19 protein-coding genes are annotated in these 16,942 nt (G+C 67.5%); 9 read left to right on the top strand and 10 right to left on the bottom strand.

The window, feature by feature from the left end:
• Position 1: 1 nt before the first annotated feature.
• Together AB1K63_RS01190 and AB1K63_RS01185 are read right to left on the bottom strand one after the other, a co-directional pair.
• On the bottom strand, positions 2–1,327 hold the full coding sequence (locus AB1K63_RS01190) for a serine hydrolase domain-containing protein (RefSeq protein WP_366958069.1): 1,326 nt from the start codon (positions 1,325–1,327) through the stop codon (positions 2–4).
• Positions 1,328–1,383: 56 nt separating this feature from the next.
• On the bottom strand, positions 1,384–2,430 hold the full coding sequence (locus tag AB1K63_RS01185) for an A/G-specific adenine glycosylase (RefSeq protein ID WP_366958068.1): 1,047 nt from the start codon (positions 2,428–2,430) through the stop codon (positions 1,384–1,386).
• Between the two features lie 29 nt (positions 2,431–2,459).
• Between AB1K63_RS01185 and AB1K63_RS01180 the strand changes: the two genes are divergently transcribed.
• The 5 genes from AB1K63_RS01180 to AB1K63_RS01160 all read left to right on the top strand — a co-directional run bounded on the left by AB1K63_RS01180 (position 2,460) and on the right by AB1K63_RS01160 (position 9,346).
• Positions 2,460–3,011, top strand: coding sequence for a DciA family protein (locus AB1K63_RS01180; RefSeq protein ID WP_366960622.1), 552 nt, complete (start codon positions 2,460–2,462; stop codon positions 3,009–3,011).
• Between the two features lie 4 nt (positions 3,012–3,015).
• On the top strand, positions 3,016–3,729 hold the full coding sequence (locus tag AB1K63_RS01175; RefSeq protein ID WP_366958067.1) for a thioredoxin domain-containing protein: 714 nt from the start codon (positions 3,016–3,018) through the stop codon (positions 3,727–3,729).
• Between the two features lie 103 nt (positions 3,730–3,832).
• Entirely contained in the window at positions 3,833–4,594 is a 762-nt protein-coding gene (locus tag AB1K63_RS01170; RefSeq protein WP_366958066.1) for a thioredoxin domain-containing protein, read from the top strand.
• 19 nt (positions 4,595–4,613) lie between these two features.
• Positions 4,614–8,033, top strand: a complete 3,420-nt coding sequence (locus tag AB1K63_RS01165) for an AAA family ATPase (protein ID WP_366958065.1) — start codon at positions 4,614–4,616, stop codon at positions 8,031–8,033.
• A gap of 47 nt (positions 8,034–8,080) precedes the next feature.
• A complete protein-coding gene (locus tag AB1K63_RS01160; RefSeq protein WP_366958064.1) occupies positions 8,081–9,346 on the top strand; it encodes a hypothetical protein in 1,266 nt (421 codons plus the stop codon).
• Positions 9,347–9,375: 29 nt separating this feature from the next.
• Here the strand turns inward: AB1K63_RS01160 and AB1K63_RS01155 are convergent, their stop codons facing one another.
• From AB1K63_RS01155 to rpmF, 5 genes are all read right to left on the bottom strand, one after another.
• Positions 9,376–9,894, bottom strand: a complete 519-nt coding sequence (locus AB1K63_RS01155; protein WP_366958063.1) for a MerR family transcriptional regulator — start codon at positions 9,892–9,894, stop codon at positions 9,376–9,378.
• A 28-nt stretch (positions 9,895–9,922) separates the two neighbouring features.
• A complete protein-coding gene (locus AB1K63_RS01150; protein ID WP_366958062.1) occupies positions 9,923–10,228 on the bottom strand; it encodes an integration host factor subunit alpha in 306 nt (101 codons plus the stop codon).
• Positions 10,229–10,340: 112 nt separating this feature from the next.
• Positions 10,341–11,306 (bottom strand): beta-ketoacyl-ACP synthase III, encoded by a 966-nt coding sequence (locus AB1K63_RS01145; RefSeq protein ID WP_366958061.1) that lies wholly within the window; start codon positions 11,304–11,306, stop codon positions 10,341–10,343.
• A complete protein-coding gene (gene plsX, locus AB1K63_RS01140) occupies positions 11,303–12,346 on the bottom strand; it encodes a phosphate acyltransferase PlsX (protein WP_366958060.1) in 1,044 nt (347 codons plus the stop codon). The genes AB1K63_RS01145 and plsX overlap by 4 nt, the downstream gene beginning before the upstream one ends.
• A gap of 24 nt (positions 12,347–12,370) precedes the next feature.
• Positions 12,371–12,550, bottom strand: a complete 180-nt coding sequence (gene rpmF / locus AB1K63_RS01135) for a 50S ribosomal protein L32 (RefSeq protein ID WP_366960621.1) — start codon at positions 12,548–12,550, stop codon at positions 12,371–12,373.
• A gap of 192 nt (positions 12,551–12,742) precedes the next feature.
• Here rpmF and AB1K63_RS01130 point away from each other — a divergent pair, with 192 nt between their 5' ends.
• A complete protein-coding gene (locus tag AB1K63_RS01130; RefSeq protein ID WP_366958059.1) occupies positions 12,743–13,138 on the top strand; it encodes an MAPEG family protein in 396 nt (131 codons plus the stop codon).
• 245 nt (positions 13,139–13,383) lie between these two features.
• Here AB1K63_RS01130 and AB1K63_RS01125 read toward each other — a convergent pair whose 3' ends face one another.
• Positions 13,384–14,025, bottom strand: coding sequence for an MBL fold metallo-hydrolase (locus AB1K63_RS01125; RefSeq protein WP_366960620.1), 642 nt, complete (start codon positions 14,023–14,025; stop codon positions 13,384–13,386).
• Between the two features lie 130 nt (positions 14,026–14,155).
• Between AB1K63_RS01125 and AB1K63_RS01120 the strand changes: the two genes are divergently transcribed.
• Complete coding sequence (locus AB1K63_RS01120; protein WP_366958058.1) at positions 14,156–14,899, top strand: metallophosphoesterase family protein; 744 nt, start codon at positions 14,156–14,158, stop codon at positions 14,897–14,899.
• 44 nt (positions 14,900–14,943) lie between these two features.
• On the opposite strand, the gene AB1K63_RS01115 is transcribed toward AB1K63_RS01120, so the two are convergent.
• A complete protein-coding gene (locus AB1K63_RS01115; protein WP_366958057.1) occupies positions 14,944–15,558 on the bottom strand; it encodes a hypothetical protein in 615 nt (204 codons plus the stop codon).
• A 64-nt stretch (positions 15,559–15,622) separates the two neighbouring features.
• On the bottom strand, positions 15,623–16,279 hold the full coding sequence (locus AB1K63_RS01110) for a S24 family peptidase (protein WP_366958056.1): 657 nt from the start codon (positions 16,277–16,279) through the stop codon (positions 15,623–15,625).
• A gap of 108 nt (positions 16,280–16,387) precedes the next feature.
• On the opposite strand from AB1K63_RS01110, the gene AB1K63_RS01105 reads away from it, so the two are divergent.
• Entirely contained in the window at positions 16,388–16,576 is a 189-nt protein-coding gene (locus AB1K63_RS01105; RefSeq protein ID WP_366958055.1) for a hypothetical protein, read from the top strand.
• Complete coding sequence (locus AB1K63_RS01100; protein WP_366958054.1) at positions 16,566–16,898, top strand: hypothetical protein; 333 nt, start codon at positions 16,566–16,568, stop codon at positions 16,896–16,898. Before AB1K63_RS01105 ends, AB1K63_RS01100 begins: the two co-directional genes overlap by 11 nt.
• Positions 16,899–16,942: the final 44 nt, after the last annotated feature.

The raw sequence follows: 16,942 nt of genomic DNA, 5'->3' as shown, positions 1-16,942 counted from the left end.
GCTACTGCGCCGTGTCGGCGTAGGCGGCGAGATCCTGGCGCACCAGCTCGCCGAACGTGCTCTGGATCGGGTAGGCCTCGGACGGCATGTACTGGGTGAAAAGCTGCGCCCTGAGGCCGAGGCGCATGTCCACCAGCGCGGCGGTACCTGCCGCCCCGCCCCAGCCATAGGCGGAACCCACCACGCGACCGCCGGCGCCGAAGCCTTCGCCCTCGACCCAGGTGCCTTCGGTCTGCGCGGTTTCGGGCAGGATGTTGGACGTGCCGACGCGCACCGCCAGTTCGCCCATGACGCGGCGGCCGTCGATCGTGCCGTATCCCGTCAGCATGCGCAGGAACCGGTCGTAGTCGCGCGGGCTGCTGACCAGCCCGGCCCCGCCGGTCGGGAAAGGCGGCGTGTCGAGATAGATCGAACTATCGCCCGGATCGATCGGCAGCAGGCTGCCGTTGAAGACCGCGTAATTGGTCGCCAGCCGCGCCTTCTCGCTTTCGGGCACCTGGAAATAGGTGCTGGTCATGCCGATGGGATCGAAGAGGCGTTCCTTCAGGAACCGGTCGAACGGCATTCCGGAAACGACTTCGATCACCCTTCCCATCAGGTCGAGCCCGACGGAATAGCTCCACTTCGATCCCGGCTGCAGCACCAGCGGCAGGCCGGCCAGCCCGTCGGCAAAGGCTTCCAGGCTGTTGACGGATTCCCCGCGGTCGAAACCGGGGATCGGCAGGCGGCTGACCTGTCCGGGGATCAGTCCGCGTTCGGTATAGGCGGTGGTGATCGGACCCTGCTGGACGATTCCGTAGCCAAGGCCTGCCGTATGGGTCAGCAGCTGGCGGATGGTGATCGGCCGCTCCGCCGGCTCCAGGTTTTCGGCCCCGATGCTGCCGTCATATTCCTTCTGCACGCGCATCTCGGCAAAGGCTGGCAGGATGGTGGCGAGTTCCTGGTCGAGGCCCAGCTTGCCATCCTCGATCAGCATCATCGCGGCCATGCCGGTGATCGGCTTGGTCATCGAGTAGATGCGATAGAGCGTGTCCATGTTGGCCGCCGGGCCGCTTTCCAGCTCCAGCGTGCCGGCCGCGATCATTTCCGGGTCCTGCTGTCCCCAGCCGAAGGTGGCGACCATGTTCGCGACCTTGCCGGAATTGACGTAATCGAGCACCTGCGCGCGGATCGTCGGCCAGGTCTGGCCCAGGTCCTGCCCCGCCTGCGCCAGCGCCTGCCGGCCCAGCGGAATGCCCGCCAGTGCGGCGCTCGCGCCCAGGAATGCCCCGCCACGCAGCAGGCCGCGGCGCGACAGAGCGCCGTCTGCGAAATCGCGATACGCCATGAATCGGTCCTCTCTCGAAACTGTTTCGTTCGGTTTGCGCGATGCGGGGTGAACGGTCAATTGCGCGTGTCGTCCGCGCCCGCCTCCGCCGTCGCGCGCTGCGCGGCCTTGCGGAACAGCGTGGGCAATCCGGCATCCGCCAGCCGGTCGACCGGCCACCATTCGCCATCGCCCGCGGGCTGCGCGTCCGTTTCCAGCGCGGCGACGCGCAGGACGAGCGAGAAATGGGTGAAGCCGTGCGTAACCGCGCCGCGGTCCTGCCACTCGCCTGCCAATGGCGGCTCGCCGCTGCCGTCCGCCTTCGCGCTCCAGCCGTCGTCCGGCAGCGCGCGCATCCCGCCCAGCATCCCGGTGCCCGCCCGCGTCGTCAGCCACACCGCGCCGTCGCACTCAATCCAAAAAGCCGTGCCGGTCCGCTCCGGCCGGGGCTTCTTCGGCAGCTTCACCGGGAACCGCGCCGGATCGCCCGCCGCCCGCCCCGCGCACGTGTCGGCCAGCGGACATAGCAGGCAACGCGGATCGCGCGCCGTGCAGATCGTGGCGCCCAGGTCCATCATCGCCTGCGCGAAATCGCCCGCGCGCGCATCGGGCGTGATGGTGTCGGCAAGCTGGCGGATGGTCGGGCGCGATGCCGGCAGGGGGTGCTCGATGGCGAACAGGCGGGAGACGACCCGCTCCACATTCGCATCGACAACCACCGCCCGCTGCCCGAACGCGATCGCCGCCACGGCGGCTGCAGTATAGGCTCCGAGGCCCGGCAGCGCGCGCAAGCCCTCCTCGGTGTCGGGAAACCCGCCCCGCTCCGCTACCGCCCGCGCCGCCTTCACCAGATTGCGGGCACGTGAGTAATATCCCAGCCCCGCCCATGCCGCCATGACGTCTTCTTCCGGTGCGGCGGCCAGCGCCGCCACGTCCGGCCAGCGCTTGGTGAAAGCTGCGAAATAGGGCTTCACCGCCGCGACGGTCGTCTGCTGCAGCATGATTTCCGACAGCCAGACGCGATAGGGATCGGTCGGCGCCGCTCCGGGCCGCGCGCGCCAGGGCAGGTCGCGCGCATTCGCGTCGTACCAGTCGAGAAGGATGTCGGCGATGCTGGCAGTCACGCCGCGCCTATGGCATGGGGCGTCCGGACATGGAACGGGACAAGCCAAAATCGAAGCCGGCTGCGCGCGCGGGCAAGGCGAAGGCACGCGAGTACGAGCGTCCGCGCGGCGGCCCGGCCAAGCCGATTTCGGACCTGATGCCGCAGATCGGCCGGACCGCGTTCCGCCGCTTCGGCTTCGTGCAATCGAGCGTCGTCACCCGATGGCCGGAAATCGTGGGCGAGCAGCACGCCCGCGTGTGCGCGCCCGAAGCAATCCGATTTCCCCCGGGCGAGAAGGCGGAAGGCATCCTGCAACTGGTGGTCCTGCCGGCCCATGCCCCGCTGATCCAGCACGTGATCCCGGAAATCATGGAGCGGGTGAACCGCTTCTTCGGCTATCGCGCCGTGGCCCGCGTGAAACTGCGGCAAGGCGCGGTTCAGCCACCGCCGCTAAAGGACCGGCCCAAGGCGCCGCCGTCGCTCAGGCCCATTCCCATGGAACTCGGGGATTCCCTGCGCGACATCGGCGACCCGGAATTGCGGACCGTGCTGGAATCGCTCGCCCGCAGCCTTGGTGGATCCGAAGGACAGAAGGACTGATACGATGGGGGCCCTGACATTCGTTCGCACCGTGGCCGTCGCAGCGGCGGCCTGTTTGGCGACCCTGGCCCCGGCCAGCGCGCAGGACGATACGCCGGAAAGCACGCGCGGCGCATGGCACGCCGCAGTCGCCCCGACCGATGGCGGACACCTGATCGGCAATCCCGATGCGGAAGCGAAGCTGGTCGAATTCATCAGCTACAGCTGCCCGACCTGCGCCCTGTTCGCGCGGCAGGGCGAGGCGCCGCTGCAATATGTCTTCATCCATTCGGGCAAGCTCAATCTCGAGATCCGGCCGATCATCCGCAACAATATCGACCTTGCCGCGACGATGATGGTCCAGTGCGGCGCCACGGAGAACTTCGCGCGCAACCACGCCATGATGCTCAATTCGCAGGCGACCTGGCTGGCGGTTTCGCGCAACATGACCGCCGCCCAGAAGGCGCGCTGGGGTGACGGGCTGCGGGCGGAGCAGCGCCGCGCGATTGCCAGCGATCTCGGCCTCTACGGCTTCATGGCCGCACGCGGATACGAACAGACGGAGCTTGACCGCTGCCTCAACGACGATGCGCGCGCCGCCGCGCTCGACGCGCAGAGCAATGCCGATTTCGAGCGGTTCGGACTGGAAGGTACGCCCAGCTTCGTGCTCGACGGCACGACGCTGGAGCATGTCCATGACTGGAACAGTCTGGAGCCGAAGCTGCAAGAACGCTTCTGACGGGCCGTTTTCCGTTGGAAACCCTGTGGAAAGCGCCGCTTCGCGCTTTGTAAGTTGACCGACATCCCATAGCCTTTGACCCAAGTACCGAGGATCGAGACCGATGACCAAGTTGAAAGCCCTCCTCTTCGCCGCCCCCCTCGCCCTGACGCTGGCCGCCTGCGGCGGCGGCACCGACGGTGAGACGGGCGAAGTCGCCAAGTCCGAACCCGTCGCCGCCGTGGAAGCGCCTGACGGCACGCAGTGGCTCGACCAGGTGCAGCGCACCGAGGCGGACGGCTATGTCCTCGGCAACCCGGATGCGCCGATCAAGGTCATCGAGTACGCCTCGCTCACCTGCCCGGGCTGCGCGGCCTTCGTGACCGGTGGGCTGGAAGAGCTGAAAAGCGAATACGTGAATTCGGGTCGCGTCAGTTACGAACTGCGCAACCAGATCCATGGCCCGCACGATCTCGCGCTGGCGACGCTGGTGCGCTGCGGCGGCAACGAGGCGGCCTATCACGCCCGGTCCGAACAGGTGTGGCGCAACCTGCCGACCGTGCTCGGCGGATTGCAGCAGAACGGCGAAGCGGTGCAGCAGGCGATCACCCTGCCGCCCGAGCAGCGGCTGGTGCGGATCGCCGAAGTGCTGAACTTCTATCCCTTCTTCGCCCAGCTCGGCCTGCCCGAGGAACAGGCGCGCCAGTGCCTGGCGGACGAAGCGACCTACAACGCGATCGCCGAACGTTCGAACACGCAGTCCGAAGAGCTCAACATCACCCAGACGCCGACCTTCCTGATCAACGGGACCAAGGTCGACATGGGGGCCGCCCGCACCGCGTGGGAAGGCCTCGAGCCCCAGCTGCAGAGGGCCGGCGCCCGTTAAGCGGGCCTGACGCCTGTCGATGCGCATAAAGCGGCTCAAGCTCACCGGATTCAAGAGCTTCGTAGAGCCCGCCGAACTGCGCATCGAACCGGGCCTGACCGGCGTGGTCGGGCCCAATGGCTGCGGCAAGTCCAATCTCCTCGAAGCGATCCGCTGGGTCATGGGCGAGAATTCGCCCAAGTCCATGCGCTCGGGCGGGATGGAGGATGTCATCTTCGCCGGGACCGAGAGCCGTCCGCCGCGCGACTTCGCCGAAGTCGTGCTGCAGGCGGAGACGGACGATGGCGAGGAACTGGACGTCACTCGCCGGATCGAACGCGGCGCCGGCAGCGCATATCGCGTCAACGGCAGCGACGTGCGTGCCAAGGACGTGGCGCTGACCTTCGCCGATGCCGCGACCGGCGCGCACAGCCCCGCGCTGGTCAGCCAGGGCAAGATCGCGCAGGTCATCGCCGCCAAGCCCGCCGAACGCCGGCAGATGCTGGAAGAGGCGGCCGGGATCGCCGGGCTGCACGTGCGCCGCCGCGACGCGGAGAGCAAGCTGCGCCAGACCGAGGCGAACCTCGCACGGCTGGAAGACCTGATGGCCGGGCTCGACAGCCAGATCGCCTCGCTCAGGCGGCAGGCGAAGCAGGCCGAACGCTACAAGGTGCTTAGCGCGCAGATCGGCGTGGTCGAAGCGCGGCTGCTCTATGCCCGCTGGCGCGATGCCGCGGCCGCGGCGGATGCCGCGCGGCAGGAGGCAAGGGCCGCCGAAGGACGCGTGGCCGAGGCCAAGCACGCGGCCGACGCGGCCCAGAAGGAACAGCACGAGGCCGCGCGCACGCTGTCCGAGGCGCGCGAGGAACAGGCCGACCGGCGCGACGATGCGAGCGCGCACGGCCACCGCATGGCCGCGCTTGCCAGCCAGCTGGAAGCCGCCGAACAGCGGCTGGCCGATCTCGACCGGCAGAAGGCGCGACTGGAAGAAGACCGGATCGAAGCCGACCGGATGACCACGGACGCAGCCGAAGCCCTCGCCCGGCTGGAGAAGGAGCTTACCGCCAACGAGGCCGCGCTGCTGGCGCAGGAACAGGAACGCCCCTCGCTCGAGGCCGCGTCCGAGAATGCCGACCGGGCCGCGCGCGCGGCCGAACTCGCACTGGCAAAGGCCACGGCCGACCATGCCGGAGTGGAGGCGGAATGGCGCGTCGCGGAAGCGGCCATCGCGCAGGCGGAGGATCGCTTGCGGCGACTGGACCGGGACGCGCAGCGACAGGACGAAGCACGCCGCGAACTGACCGGCAGGAGCGATCCCGAGGCGGAGGTGGAACGCACGCGGCAGGCAGCGGAACGGGCTGCGCAAGACGTGATCCGCGCCCGCGAAAGCCTGGCCGAGAAACGCGAACGCAAGGACGCGCTGCAGGCCCGGCGCGACGAGGCCGCAAGCACGCTGGCGGCGGCCAAGGCCGAACTTGCCGGCGTGGAGCGCGAGTATGCGGCGCTGTCCCGTGACCGGGAGGCTCGCAACAAGCGCGCCGCCAATGCCAGCGGCCTGCCGGCCGCGCTCGACCGGGTCCGCGCCGCGAAGGGCTACGAACGCGCGCTCGCCGCCGTGCTGGGACGCGACGCGAAGGCCCCGCTCGGCAGTGCCAGCGGGGACGGGCGATACTGGACCGGGCGCGAGAGCCCGGCGCGGGTTGCCGACAGCCTGCTGGACCATGTGCCCGATTGCCCCGAAGAACTCGCCGCGCGGCTGGCGCTGGTCCATGTCGCACCACAGGATGACGGTCGCACGCTTTCACCCGGCGAATGGTTGGTCACGACTGAAGGGCACCTGCGCCGCTGGGACGGCTTCGTCGCCCGTGGCGAGGGCGCCGCCGAAGCCGCGCGCCTGGAAGCGGAGAACAGGTATCGCGATCTGTCGGAGCAAGTGCCGCCTTTGCGCAAATCGGCCGAGGAAAGCGAGGCGAGCGCGGCGGCGGTCCAGACCGAACTTTCCGAAGTGCAGCGCGCGCTTGTAGAAGGCGACCGGTCGCTCGCCGAAGCGATCGAGCGCGAGCGGGCATCGTTGCGCGCACTCGACCAGGCGGACGCTGCGCGCGAGCGCATCGCGGCTCGCCTCGCCGAACTGGACGAGGCGGCGGTCGAGCTCGCCGAACAACGCGCGCAGGCCGAAGCGGAGTTTGCCACCGCGCAGGAGCGCAAGTCCGCCCTGCCCGATCCGGCCACCGGTCGCGGCGCGCTGGAAGCGGCGCAGGCAAAGAACGATGCCGCCCGCTCCGGCCTGCAATCGGCCACCGCGACGCTGGCCGCGCACGACCAGTCGCTGGCCGTCGCACGCGAGCGGGTGGCGGCGCAGAAAGCGGACCGCACGAGCTGGCAGTCCCGCTCCGGCGATGCCGCGCGGCGGCTGGCCGACATGGGCCGCCGGTTCGAGGAGATCGCCGAGGAACGCGCCGTCTTCGCTGCCAAGCCCGAAGGGCTGATGCGCGAGATCGAGCAGGGCGATGCGGTGCGCGAACGGCTGGGCGCGGAGCTGGCCTGGGCGGAAGCCGCCGTGCGCGAGGCGCAGGAACGCTCCGACGCCGCCGACCGCCGCTTCGCCGAAGCGAACGAGGCCTTGGCCACCGCGCGCGAAGGCCGCGCCGGCCTAGCCGCGAAGGCGGAGAACGAGGAAGCGCGGCGCAGCGAGATGGCGCGCGTCAGCGGAGAACGCTTCCAGTGCCCCCCGCCCCTCCTCGCCGAACGCTTCGAATTCGACGCGGACAACGTTGGTCACTCGTCCGCGGAGTCGGAGGAACTGGAAAAGCTCACGGCCAGCCGCGAGCGGATCGGCCCGGTCAACCTCGTCGCCGCCGACGAACTGGCCAGGATCGAGAGCGAGCACGGCGCGAGCGAGGCGGAGCAGGCGGAACTGGCCGAGGCGGTCAACCGGCTGCGCGGGTCGATCGGCAATCTGAACCGCGAGGGACGCGAGCGGCTGAAAGCGGCCTTCGAGCAGGTCGACGCCCATTTCCGCCGCCTCTTCGCCCAGCTGTTCGAAGGCGGGCAGGCGCACCTTGCGATGATCGACAGCGACGACGTGCTGGAAGCGGGCCTGGAAATCTACGCCCAGCCGCCGGGCAAGCGCCTGCAATCGCTGACGCTGCTGTCCGGCGGGGAACAGGCCCTGACCGCAGTCGCACTGATCTTCGCCCTGTTCCTGACCAACCCCGCGCCGATCTGCGTGCTGGACGAAGTCGATGCCCCGCTCGACGATGCCAATATCGACCGCTTCTGCGACCTGCTGGACGCGATGGTCGTGCGCACGGACACCCGATACCTCATCGTGACCCACAACGCCGTCACCATGAGCCGCATGCACCGCCTGTTCGGCGTCACCATGATCGAAAAGGGCATCAGCCGCCTCGTCAGCGTGGACCTGGGCGCAGCGGAGGAACTGCTGGCGGCGGAGTGAACGCCGGCAGCAAGGGTTTCGCAATCCATCCTTGTTAGCAAGGGTGCATGATGATGCATTCGCTCGTCCCGGCGATGGTCGCCATGCTGGCGCTCGTCGCCTGTTCGGCACCGCCGGAGAAACCGGAAAACGCGCCCGAGGCGGAACTGCAGGACATCCGGCTGCTTGAAGCGGAGGACCCGTTGACACCCGGCCCGCTGAGAGCGCTCCCGGCCCTGGACGTCGGCTTGCCTTCGAGCCCCTATTCCCAGACCGCACCGGATCTTTCGCCCGACGGCAAGGCCTATTTCTCCTATGACGGGATAGAGGGGCTGTGGGTCATGACCCTGCACGGCGAGGAAGGCAGCGGTAGCCACGCGGTCGGAAGGGTATCGACCGAAGGTTTCGCCCTTGCAGACACGGTTCCCTATGCATGGGCTGCAAATTCCCGTTCGATCTTCGGCGTTCGCCAGAAAACCGCGGATCCCGGCGGTTTCGCGCTGGGACCGAAGGAGACCATCGCCATTTCGCCAGACGGCACCATTGCCGCCCTGCCTGCGCTATCGCACCCGGCGGGCAATCTGGACGGAATATACTGGGTCGGTCACCAAGGGCGGGCGATCGCGGAGTTCGGAACCAAGGGCAGTTTCTACCGGCCCGAGTTCGAGAATTCGTCCCCCACCTTCGCCATGGTCGATGCGCGCGCGGGCCGGATCATCCAGTCCTACGCGATCCCGCGAGACGTCAGCGGCAAATTCGGCGTCCGCCTTACGGCAATCGACGCGAGGCTCGCTGCGAACGGCGGAATATTCGCAGTCTACATAGTACCGGGCGAAACGCGGAAGTGGTTCGTGTGGGAACAGGGGTCCGAACCGAAGCGCCTGCCCTGGACCATCGACACTGCCAAGGTCCGGCATTTCGCCATCGCGCCGGACCTGAAACACGTCCTCGTGGTGCACCATCTCAGCGCGGTCGGGCCCATCTGCGAACTCTGGACCCAGTGTCCGCCGCCGGAATCGCAGGACGGTATCGTTGCCGAATTGCGGGAACTGGCGTCGGGACGCGTCGTGTGGACGCTGGACGGCACGGCAGACAATTTCTCGGGGCCCATCCAGCCCGCGATCAGTCCCGACGGACGCCACGCGCTGGTCTCGCTGCCGGTGCATGGCCAGAAGGGTGAGCGGATAGCGCTCATTTCGATGTCGGATGGTCGGGTACTGCAGGAAGTTGCCGAAAAGACGAGCTATCAAACACGTCTGTCCTTCAGCGAAGATGGTAGGGACGTAACGATTGCGGCACACTCGACCGTCAGACGATTCCGGTTCGCCGACTGACGCCGAGCCGCTTCTGTCAGTCGCGGTTCCTAGTCCGCGATGGCGTCGGCCAGTTCCTTGCGGATCGACTTCAGCTTGGCGAGGATACCGGCGCGGTCGACTTCGCCTTCGCCCGTCACGCGGCGGTTGCCGATCGGTTCGGCGAGGAAATCGACCTGGCGCAGGCCCGGTTCGCGGTCGGCATCCGATTCCGCGCCGAGGACGGGTTCGCGCGCGATCGGTTCTTCGCCCGTCTCGCTCACCTGGAAGGGTTTCTTGATGTCCGTCCCGAAATCGGGGGCCGGATCGGCGCCGTCCTTCTCGATCACTGCAAGCGCACCTTTCAGCGTATAGCCTTCATCGTTCACCAGCCGGGAGATCGTCGCCACCAGCCGGACATCGTCGCTGCGGTAATAGCGCCGGCCGCCGCTTCGTTTCAACGGGTCGAGCATGGGAAACTGCTGTTCCCAGTAACGCAGGACGTGCGGCTTGATCCCGAGCGCGGAGCTGACTTCGCCGATGGTGCGCAGCGCGCCCCGTTCCTTGCCGTCTTCGAAATCCCCGTCCATCCAAGTCTCCCGAAATTCTTGCGGCCGGCTATTCGACCTTCGCGCCGGCCACCCGGTCCTTCATCAGCTGGCTCGCCCGGAAAGTGACCACCCGGCGCGGCGTGATCGGCACTTCGACACCCGTCTTCGGGTTGCGGCCGATGCGCTCGTTCTTGTCCCGCAGCACGAAGCTACCGAAGCCGGAAATCTTCACGTTCTGGCCTTCATGCAGGGCGTGGCACATCTTTTCCAGGATGGCTTCCACCATGTCGAGCGACTCGGCGCGCGACAGGCCCATCTTGCGATTGATCGTTTCCGCCAGGTCTGCCCTGGTCAATGTGTTGATCGAACGCATTTCGCGTCCCCCCTTGGCTCTCGGCGCGACCCGAAGTTCAGGTGGAACGTCCATTAGCGAAATTACGTGATTCCTGCAATATCCTGCCGCGTTTTCACACACTTGTTACCGATCACAGGCGCAGCAGGGATGCTCCCCACGTGAAGCCGCCGCCCATCGCCTCGAACATGACGAGGTCGCCCGCGCCGATCCGCCCGTCCTTGCGCGCGACGTCGAACGCCAGGGGGACGGACGCGGCAGAGGTGTTGGCATGCCGGTCCACGGTCACCACGACCCGCTCCGCCGGCAGGCCGAGCTTGCGCGCCGTAGCGTCGAGGATGCGGGCATTGGCCTGGTGCGGAACCAGCCAGTCCACGTCGTCGATCGCCACATCGGCGAGGCCGAGCACTTCGCCCAGCACGTCCGACAGGTTGACGACGGCATGGCGGAACACCTCGCGCCCCTTCATGCGCAGATGGCCGACCGTCTGCGTGGTCGACGGTCCGCCGTCCACGTAGAGGAGGTCTTCCTGCGATCCGTCGGCATGCAGGCTGCTGGCTAGGACGCCGGGGCCATCCTCGGCCACGTCCTGCGCTTCGAGGACGATCGCGCCGGCCCCGTCGCCGAAAAGGACGCAAGTGCCGCGGTCTTCCCAGTCGAGAATGCGGCTGAAGGTTTCCGCGCCGATGACCAGCGCCCGCTTCGCCTGGCCTGCGCGCAGCATCGAGTCGGCCGTGACGAGCGCGTAGAGGAAGCCGGAGCAGACCGCCTGCAGGTCGAATGCCATGCCGCCCTTTGCGCCGATCGCGCGCTGGACCCGTACGGCGCTGGCCGGGAAGGTCCGGTCGGGCGTGGCGGTGGCAAGGACGATGAGATCGATGCTGGCACCGTCGATCCCGGCATCGGCGAGCGCCGCTAGGGCGGCATCCGATGCGAGAGTGGAGGTCGTCTCCCCCTCGCCCGCGATATGGCGCTGGCGGATGCCGGTGCGTTCGACGATCCACTCGTCGGTCGTGTCGACGGTTTCCGCCAGTTCGGCATTGGGCACGACGCGCTTCGGCAGCGCCGACCCGCTGCCGAGGAAGACGGAGCGGATCACTTGGCGCCCAGGCCCAGTTGCTGGGCCTCGATCTCGCCCAGGTCGGCGGCGATGCGCTTGGTCAGGTCTTCTTCCAGCAGGCGCGCAGTCACCTTGACGGCGTTGGAAACGCCGACCGCGTTCGCGCTGCCGTGGCTCTTCACGATGATGCCGTTGAGGCCGAGGAAGACCGCGCCGTTGTGGTTGTTGGGATCGAGGTGGTGGCGCAGCAGCTCGGTCGCGGGCCGCGACACGAGGAAACCGACCTTCGATCGGAAGGAACTGGTGAAGGCGGTCTTCAGCAGGTCGGTCACGAAGCGGGCCGCGCCCTCGATCGCCTTGAGGGCGATGTTGCCGGAGAAGCCGTCCGTGACCACCACGTCGGTCGTGCCGCGATTGATCTTGTCGCTTTCGACGAAACCGTCGAACTGCAGCGACAGGTTGCCCGCCTGTTGCAGGGCCATGGCCGCATTGCGCAAGTCCTCGGTGCCCTTGGTCTCTTCCGTGCCGATGTTGAGCAGGCGCACGCGCGGCTTCTCGAACCCGTTGACGATCCGCGAATAGGCGGCGCCCATGACGGCGAACTGTACCAGGTTGCGCGCATCGGCTTCGGTATTGGCGCCGAGGTCCAGCATGACCACGTCGTGGTCTTCGAGGCTGGGCATGAGGCCGGCCAGCGCGGGCCGGTCGATGCCCGGCATGGTGCGCAGCGCCAGCTTGCTCATCGCCATCAGCGCGCCGGTGTTGCCCCCGCTGACCGCGGCGCCGGCACGGCCTTCCTTCACCGCGTTGATAGCGAGGCCCATGCTGGTGGTCTTGGCCCGGCGCAGCGCGCGGCTCGGCTTCTCGTCGCCGCCGACCACGTCCTCGCAATGGAGGATCTCGGACGCGGCGCGCAGGTTGGGATGGTTTTCGAGCGCGCGCTTGATGCGCACCTCGTCGCCCACCAGCAGGAATTCGAACCGGTCGTGGTCGCGCCGCGCAAGGGCGGCACCCTCGATCATGACGCGCACGCCTTCATCGCCGCCCATCGCGTCGATGGCGATACGCGGCAATGTCATACGATTCTCCTGCGCGGCAGGGGTTTAAAGCCCGACGGCGATCACTTCGCGGCCGTTGTAATAGCCGCAATGGGTGCAGAGGTTGTGCGGGCGCTTGAGCTCGCCGCAATTGCTGCATTCGTGGAAGGCGTCGGCCTTGATCGAATCGTGCGAGCGCCGGTTGCCACGGCGGTGGGGCGATACTTTTCTCTTAGGGACAGCCATGGCGGCACCTGTTCCTTGAATTCGTTCGGGTTCGTCGTGTGAACCGCCGTAAGCGAGTGCGTGCCCGCGCACAAGGGTGTGCGGTAGAAACGACCCGGCCATGGCGGGGAAGGCGTGGCACATAACGAAAATCTGCAGGATTGCAAGCGCAGTCCGCGGGCCCTAGTCGCGGGACGATCAAGAGGAGGCCCCATGACCGCGATCATCCCCGTCACGCTGACCACCGCCGCCGCCGCGGCGCTGATCAATCTCTGGCTCGCCATCCGCATCGGCGCGGTCCGCCGGGCGGAAAAGATCAGCGTGGGCGATGGCGGGAACGACCTGCTGGCCCGGCGTATGCGCGCGCAGCTGAACTATGTCGAGAACACCGCCTTCGTCCTGTTCCTCGTCGCCGCGATCGAACTGTCGGGCCATGGCTTCCCCTGGCTGTCCTGGGTGGCAATGGCCTATCTGCTCAGTCGCCTGCTGCACGCGGTCGGCATGGACGGGCAGATGCAGTGGGGCCGCACGGTCGGCACCGCGGTCACCATGCTGACGCTGCTGGGCCTCGCCGGATACGCGATGGGCCTGGGCATCGGATTGTTTTAGTTTTTGTTGGTTTCGCGCGCCCTCCGGCGTGCGATATCCTCGCGCCTAACGGCGCTGCGGGCGCGCGGTCGCGCTTGCGGCCCTTCGGGCCGTACCTTGCCAGGCCAAAGGCCGAAGATTTGCCAGTGGGCTTCGCGAAATAGGACCGGTTTGCCACCGCAAACCGCAAGGCCGACCGGCCGCCGGCGCCCTTGCGCCGCCCCTCGGAGGCCATGCGCGCCAGCGCATCCGGCCGCGAGAGAAAACTACGCCAGCGCCGCGTCGCCTACAAACGGGTTGCTCGCCCGCTCCTTGCCGAAGGTGCTGACCGGGCCGTGGCCGGGGATGAAGGTGATGTCGTCGCCCAGCGGCCAGAGCTTCCTGGTGATCGCATCGATCAGGCTCTGGTGATCGCTCATCGGGAAATCGGTCCGCCCGATGCTGCCCTGGAACAATACGTCGCCCACGATGGCGAACCTGCTCGGCTGGTGGACGAAGACCACGTGGCCGGGCGTGTGGCCGGGGCAATGGATCACGTCCAGCGTCAGGTCGCCCACGGTCACCGTGTCGCCATCCTCCAGCCAGCGGTCGGGCTCGAACACGCTCGCCGGCATGCCGAAGCGACCGGCATCGTCCTCCAGCCGCGAAATCCAGAACCGGTCCGCCTCGTGCGGCCCCTCGATTTCGAGGCCCAACTCCTTCGCCAGCACGCCCGCCTGGCCGCAATGGTCCAGGTGCCCGTGCGTGATGAGGATTTTCTCGAGCTCAACGCCCGCCTTGGCGACACCCGCCTTCAGCTTGTCGAGGTCCCCGCCCGGATCGATCAACGCGGCCTTGTTGGTGGCCGTGCACCAGATCAGCGAGCAGTTTTGCTGCAACGGCGTCACCGGCAGGATCGCGGCTTTCATGGCGGGCTTCTGGGCAGGCTTGGAGGCGGCGGCTGGCGTATCGGTCATGGCAGCGGATGTGGCGGGACACGGCCAGCGATGCAAGTGCAGCAGGCTTGTCGCCCGCGGGCGACATTGGCAGTAACGGGCGATGAAGATCGCCGTCCTGTCCGACATCCACGGGAACATCGCCGCGCTGGAAGCGGTGCTCGCTCATTCGGGGGCGCTTGCGGTAGACCGGACCGTCAACCTGGGCGATATCTGTTCCGGACCTCTCTGGCCCGCGGAAACGGCCGATCGCCTCATGCCTCTCGCCTTGCCCACCATTCGCGGCAATCACGAACGGCAGGTGATGGAAGGCACGCTCACAACGATGGGCCAATCGGACGCATATGCGAAGCAGGCGCTGCGCGAAGACCAGCTGGCCTGGCTTTCCGCCCTGCCCGAGAGCCTGCGGCTTTCGGAACGGGTGCTGATGGTCCACGGCACGCCCGGCAGCGATCTGGAATATTTCCTGGAAACGGTGACGGAGCACGGCGCCCGCCCCGCGACCACGGACGAGGTCGTGGCACGGGCAGGTCCGGCGGACGCGGACCTGATCCTGTGCGGACACACCCACATACCCCGGGCCGTGCAATTGCCCGACGGACGGCTCGTGGTGAATCCCGGAAGCGTGGGACTGCCGGCGTACGAGGACGCCCGCCCCTTCCCCCACGCGATGGAGACCGGCACCCCCCATGCCCGCTACGCCACAGTCTGCGACGACGGCGGGCGTTGGAGCGTGAGTTTCCATGCGGTGCCTTACGACTGGGAAGAGGCCGCCCGCGCCGCCGAAACCCAAAACCGTCCCGACTGGGCCCGGGCCCTGCGCAACGGGAGGGGCATGAGCGGCTAGCGGACTTCGCCGGCAATCGGGCGACCCGGACCAAGCTATTCGAGCTAGGATATCGGCTCCGCGCCGAACTCATCGTAGAGCGCGTTCACCTCCCGAAAGCCTTGCGGGATCGCGCGAATACCGAACATTCCACGCCCCTTGAGCTGCGCCAGCATCAGGCGGGCGGCTGGGTGGCCTGCATCTGCGGCTTTTTCGAGCAGCGGACGGACCTGCATCGCCGTGGCGCGGGTTTTGCTCTGCATGTAGCGGAAACGAGCGAGCCAGAACGTGGACGGAATGAAGCCCTGTTGATGGCCATCCTCCAGAATGGCTTCCCATTTATCGTTGATCTTTTCTTCGAAAAGCAGCTTCGAAAGCTCGACCGATGCAGGCCAGGACCCGGCCATCTGGGCCTTGTACAAATGGTGCTCCGCCCTCTCCAGGTCGTGGTACTTCGTCGTCAGCCCCTGATAACAGTAACCCAGCCAGCGGTCCGCGAAAATGGACCCCTCTTCCGATAGAATATGAAGTTCGGCCATCGCCGCCTCGGGATCGGACGAGATGAGTGCGGCCGCCGTGTCCTCGCGGGCGCGCAGCGCTTCGTCCCCCCATGGCTCCCAGCCGCCCGAATTATCGTTTTCCCAATCGTAAGACCGGAGCAAGATTGACTTGGGCCGCATGCTCGGCGGGCAGAACCGGTCGCACAGCCATCGACATAACCGGCATTTCATTCGGATCGCCTCCTCACACTCGCCCGCCCTTCCAGACCACGCGGCCGATGATGTCGATTTCTCCGGCGGAGACCTCGATCGGCGGGTAGGCTTTGTTGGCGCTCACCAGCAGGAAGCGGCCCGCGCCTCGGCTGGAGACGCGCTTGACCAGCAGGGCCTCTCCGTGGCGCAGGACGTAAATACCGTCCTGGAAGGGGCGCGGGGTGCGGTCGACGAGGACTTCGTCGCCGTCGCGCAGCACCGGCTCCATCGAATCCCCTTCCACCGTGATCGCGGACAGCTGCGCATCGCCCAGCCCCTGCTCGCGCAGCCAGCGGCGGGAGAAGCGGAAGCCGTCGAACGCCTGTTCCTCCGCCGCCAGCGCGCCCGGGCCGGCCGATGCGCCCAGCGGCAGGCGCGGCACGTCTACCCAGTCCCCGCGACTCGCGCGGCGTGAGGATTTTTCCTCCGGCCCGCCCAGCTCCGTTTCCGCCACGCCGAAGAATTCCGCCAGCGTCCGCCGGTCGTCCTCCTGCAGGCGGCGCGGCGTTCCGCGCGTCATAAACTGCTGAAGATACGCGCTATTCTTTCCCAGCATTTCGGACAGGCCCTTGAGGCTGACGCCGCGCACCTGCGCCAGATCGTGCAGGCGCGCGCGGGCAATCATCTCGTCACGGGTCATGTCGCTCATCGAATTTCCATAGCGATAGGAATTTTCCTAGACAAGTAGGATTTGGTTTGTTCCATATTTGTTCCTCGCAGCGCGAGCCTCGATTCGTCAGCCAAACAAGGAACATCCATGCTCATCCGGTCCATCGAGAAATTCCTGCGCAAGCACGACATGCCGCCCACCAAATTCGGGCGGCTCGCCACACGCGACCCGCGTTTCGTCCACGACCTCAGGCGTGGCCGCACGCCCGGCACGCCGATGGAGCGGCGGGTCGAAACCTTCATGCGCGCCTACCAGGAGATGGCCGATGCACGGTAGGTTCGTCCCCCGCTCCGCCGGCGAGAAACTGCGCCGTGCCGTCATGGCACTGGCGGGCGATCAGGCCGAACTGATCGCCCACGCCGAACGCGCGTGGGCCAGCATCACCTTTGCCGGATCGCGCCATACGCTCGAGCTGGTCTTTACCGGCGCGCCGGCGGTCGAAGCCGGCGAACGGTTCGTGGCGCTGCTCCCCGACCACGAATTCGCGATTGCCGGCCGGCTGGTCGCTTCGGCGGACGTGGTCGCGGTGGACCACGTCCTGCTGCCCGCCCCGCGAATGACCGTCACGTGCGAAATCCTGCTGCTGGAGGATGCGTGACTGATCCCCGGAGCGAAAGTCACACCTGCGGGCCGACAGGGTGT

It is taken from the genome of Qipengyuania sp. JC766 (genome assembly GCF_040717445.1).
Lineage (GTDB): Bacteria > Pseudomonadota > Alphaproteobacteria > Sphingomonadales > Sphingomonadaceae > JC766.
Note: the sequence above shows the minus strand (reverse complement) of the source record. Positions and strands in the feature narration are given on the sequence as shown.

What these genes read in the sequence shown, in the direction of transcription:
- AB1K63_RS01190 (WP_366958069.1), bottom strand. Translation starts at nt 1,327, where the DNA reads ATGGCGTATCGCGATTTCGCAGACGGCGCTCTGTCGCGCCGCGGCCTG.
- AB1K63_RS01180 (WP_366960622.1), top strand. Translation starts at nt 2,460, where the DNA reads ATGGAACGGGACAAGCCAAAATCGAAGCCGGCTGCGCGCGCGGGCAAG.
- AB1K63_RS01175 (WP_366958067.1), top strand. Translation starts at nt 3,016, where the DNA reads ATGGGGGCCCTGACATTCGTTCGCACCGTGGCCGTCGCAGCGGCGGCC.
- AB1K63_RS01170 (WP_366958066.1), top strand. Translation starts at nt 3,833, where the DNA reads ATGACCAAGTTGAAAGCCCTCCTCTTCGCCGCCCCCCTCGCCCTGACG.
- AB1K63_RS01165 (WP_366958065.1), top strand. Translation starts at nt 4,614, where the DNA reads ATGCGCATAAAGCGGCTCAAGCTCACCGGATTCAAGAGCTTCGTAGAG.
- AB1K63_RS01160 (WP_366958064.1), top strand. Translation starts at nt 8,081, where the DNA reads ATGATGATGCATTCGCTCGTCCCGGCGATGGTCGCCATGCTGGCGCTC.
- AB1K63_RS01155 (WP_366958063.1), bottom strand. Translation starts at nt 9,894, where the DNA reads ATGGACGGGGATTTCGAAGACGGCAAGGAACGGGGCGCGCTGCGCACC.
- AB1K63_RS01150 (WP_366958062.1), bottom strand. Translation starts at nt 10,228, where the DNA reads ATGCGTTCGATCAACACATTGACCAGGGCAGACCTGGCGGAAACGATC.
- plsX (WP_366958060.1), bottom strand. Translation starts at nt 12,346, where the DNA reads ATGACATTGCCGCGTATCGCCATCGACGCGATGGGCGGCGATGAAGGC.
- rpmF (WP_366960621.1), bottom strand. Translation starts at nt 12,550, where the DNA reads ATGGCTGTCCCTAAGAGAAAAGTATCGCCCCACCGCCGTGGCAACCGG.
- AB1K63_RS01130 (WP_366958059.1), top strand. Translation starts at nt 12,743, where the DNA reads ATGACCGCGATCATCCCCGTCACGCTGACCACCGCCGCCGCCGCGGCG.
- AB1K63_RS01125 (WP_366960620.1), bottom strand. Translation starts at nt 14,025, where the DNA reads ATGAAAGCCGCGATCCTGCCGGTGACGCCGTTGCAGCAAAACTGCTCG.
- AB1K63_RS01120 (WP_366958058.1), top strand. Translation starts at nt 14,156, where the DNA reads ATGAAGATCGCCGTCCTGTCCGACATCCACGGGAACATCGCCGCGCTG.
- AB1K63_RS01115 (WP_366958057.1), bottom strand. Translation starts at nt 15,558, where the DNA reads ATGCGGCCCAAGTCAATCTTGCTCCGGTCTTACGATTGGGAAAACGAT.
- AB1K63_RS01110 (WP_366958056.1), bottom strand. Translation starts at nt 16,279, where the DNA reads ATGAGCGACATGACCCGTGACGAGATGATTGCCCGCGCGCGCCTGCAC.
- AB1K63_RS01105 (WP_366958055.1), top strand. Translation starts at nt 16,388, where the DNA reads ATGCTCATCCGGTCCATCGAGAAATTCCTGCGCAAGCACGACATGCCG.
- AB1K63_RS01100 (WP_366958054.1), top strand. Translation starts at nt 16,566, where the DNA reads ATGCACGGTAGGTTCGTCCCCCGCTCCGCCGGCGAGAAACTGCGCCGT.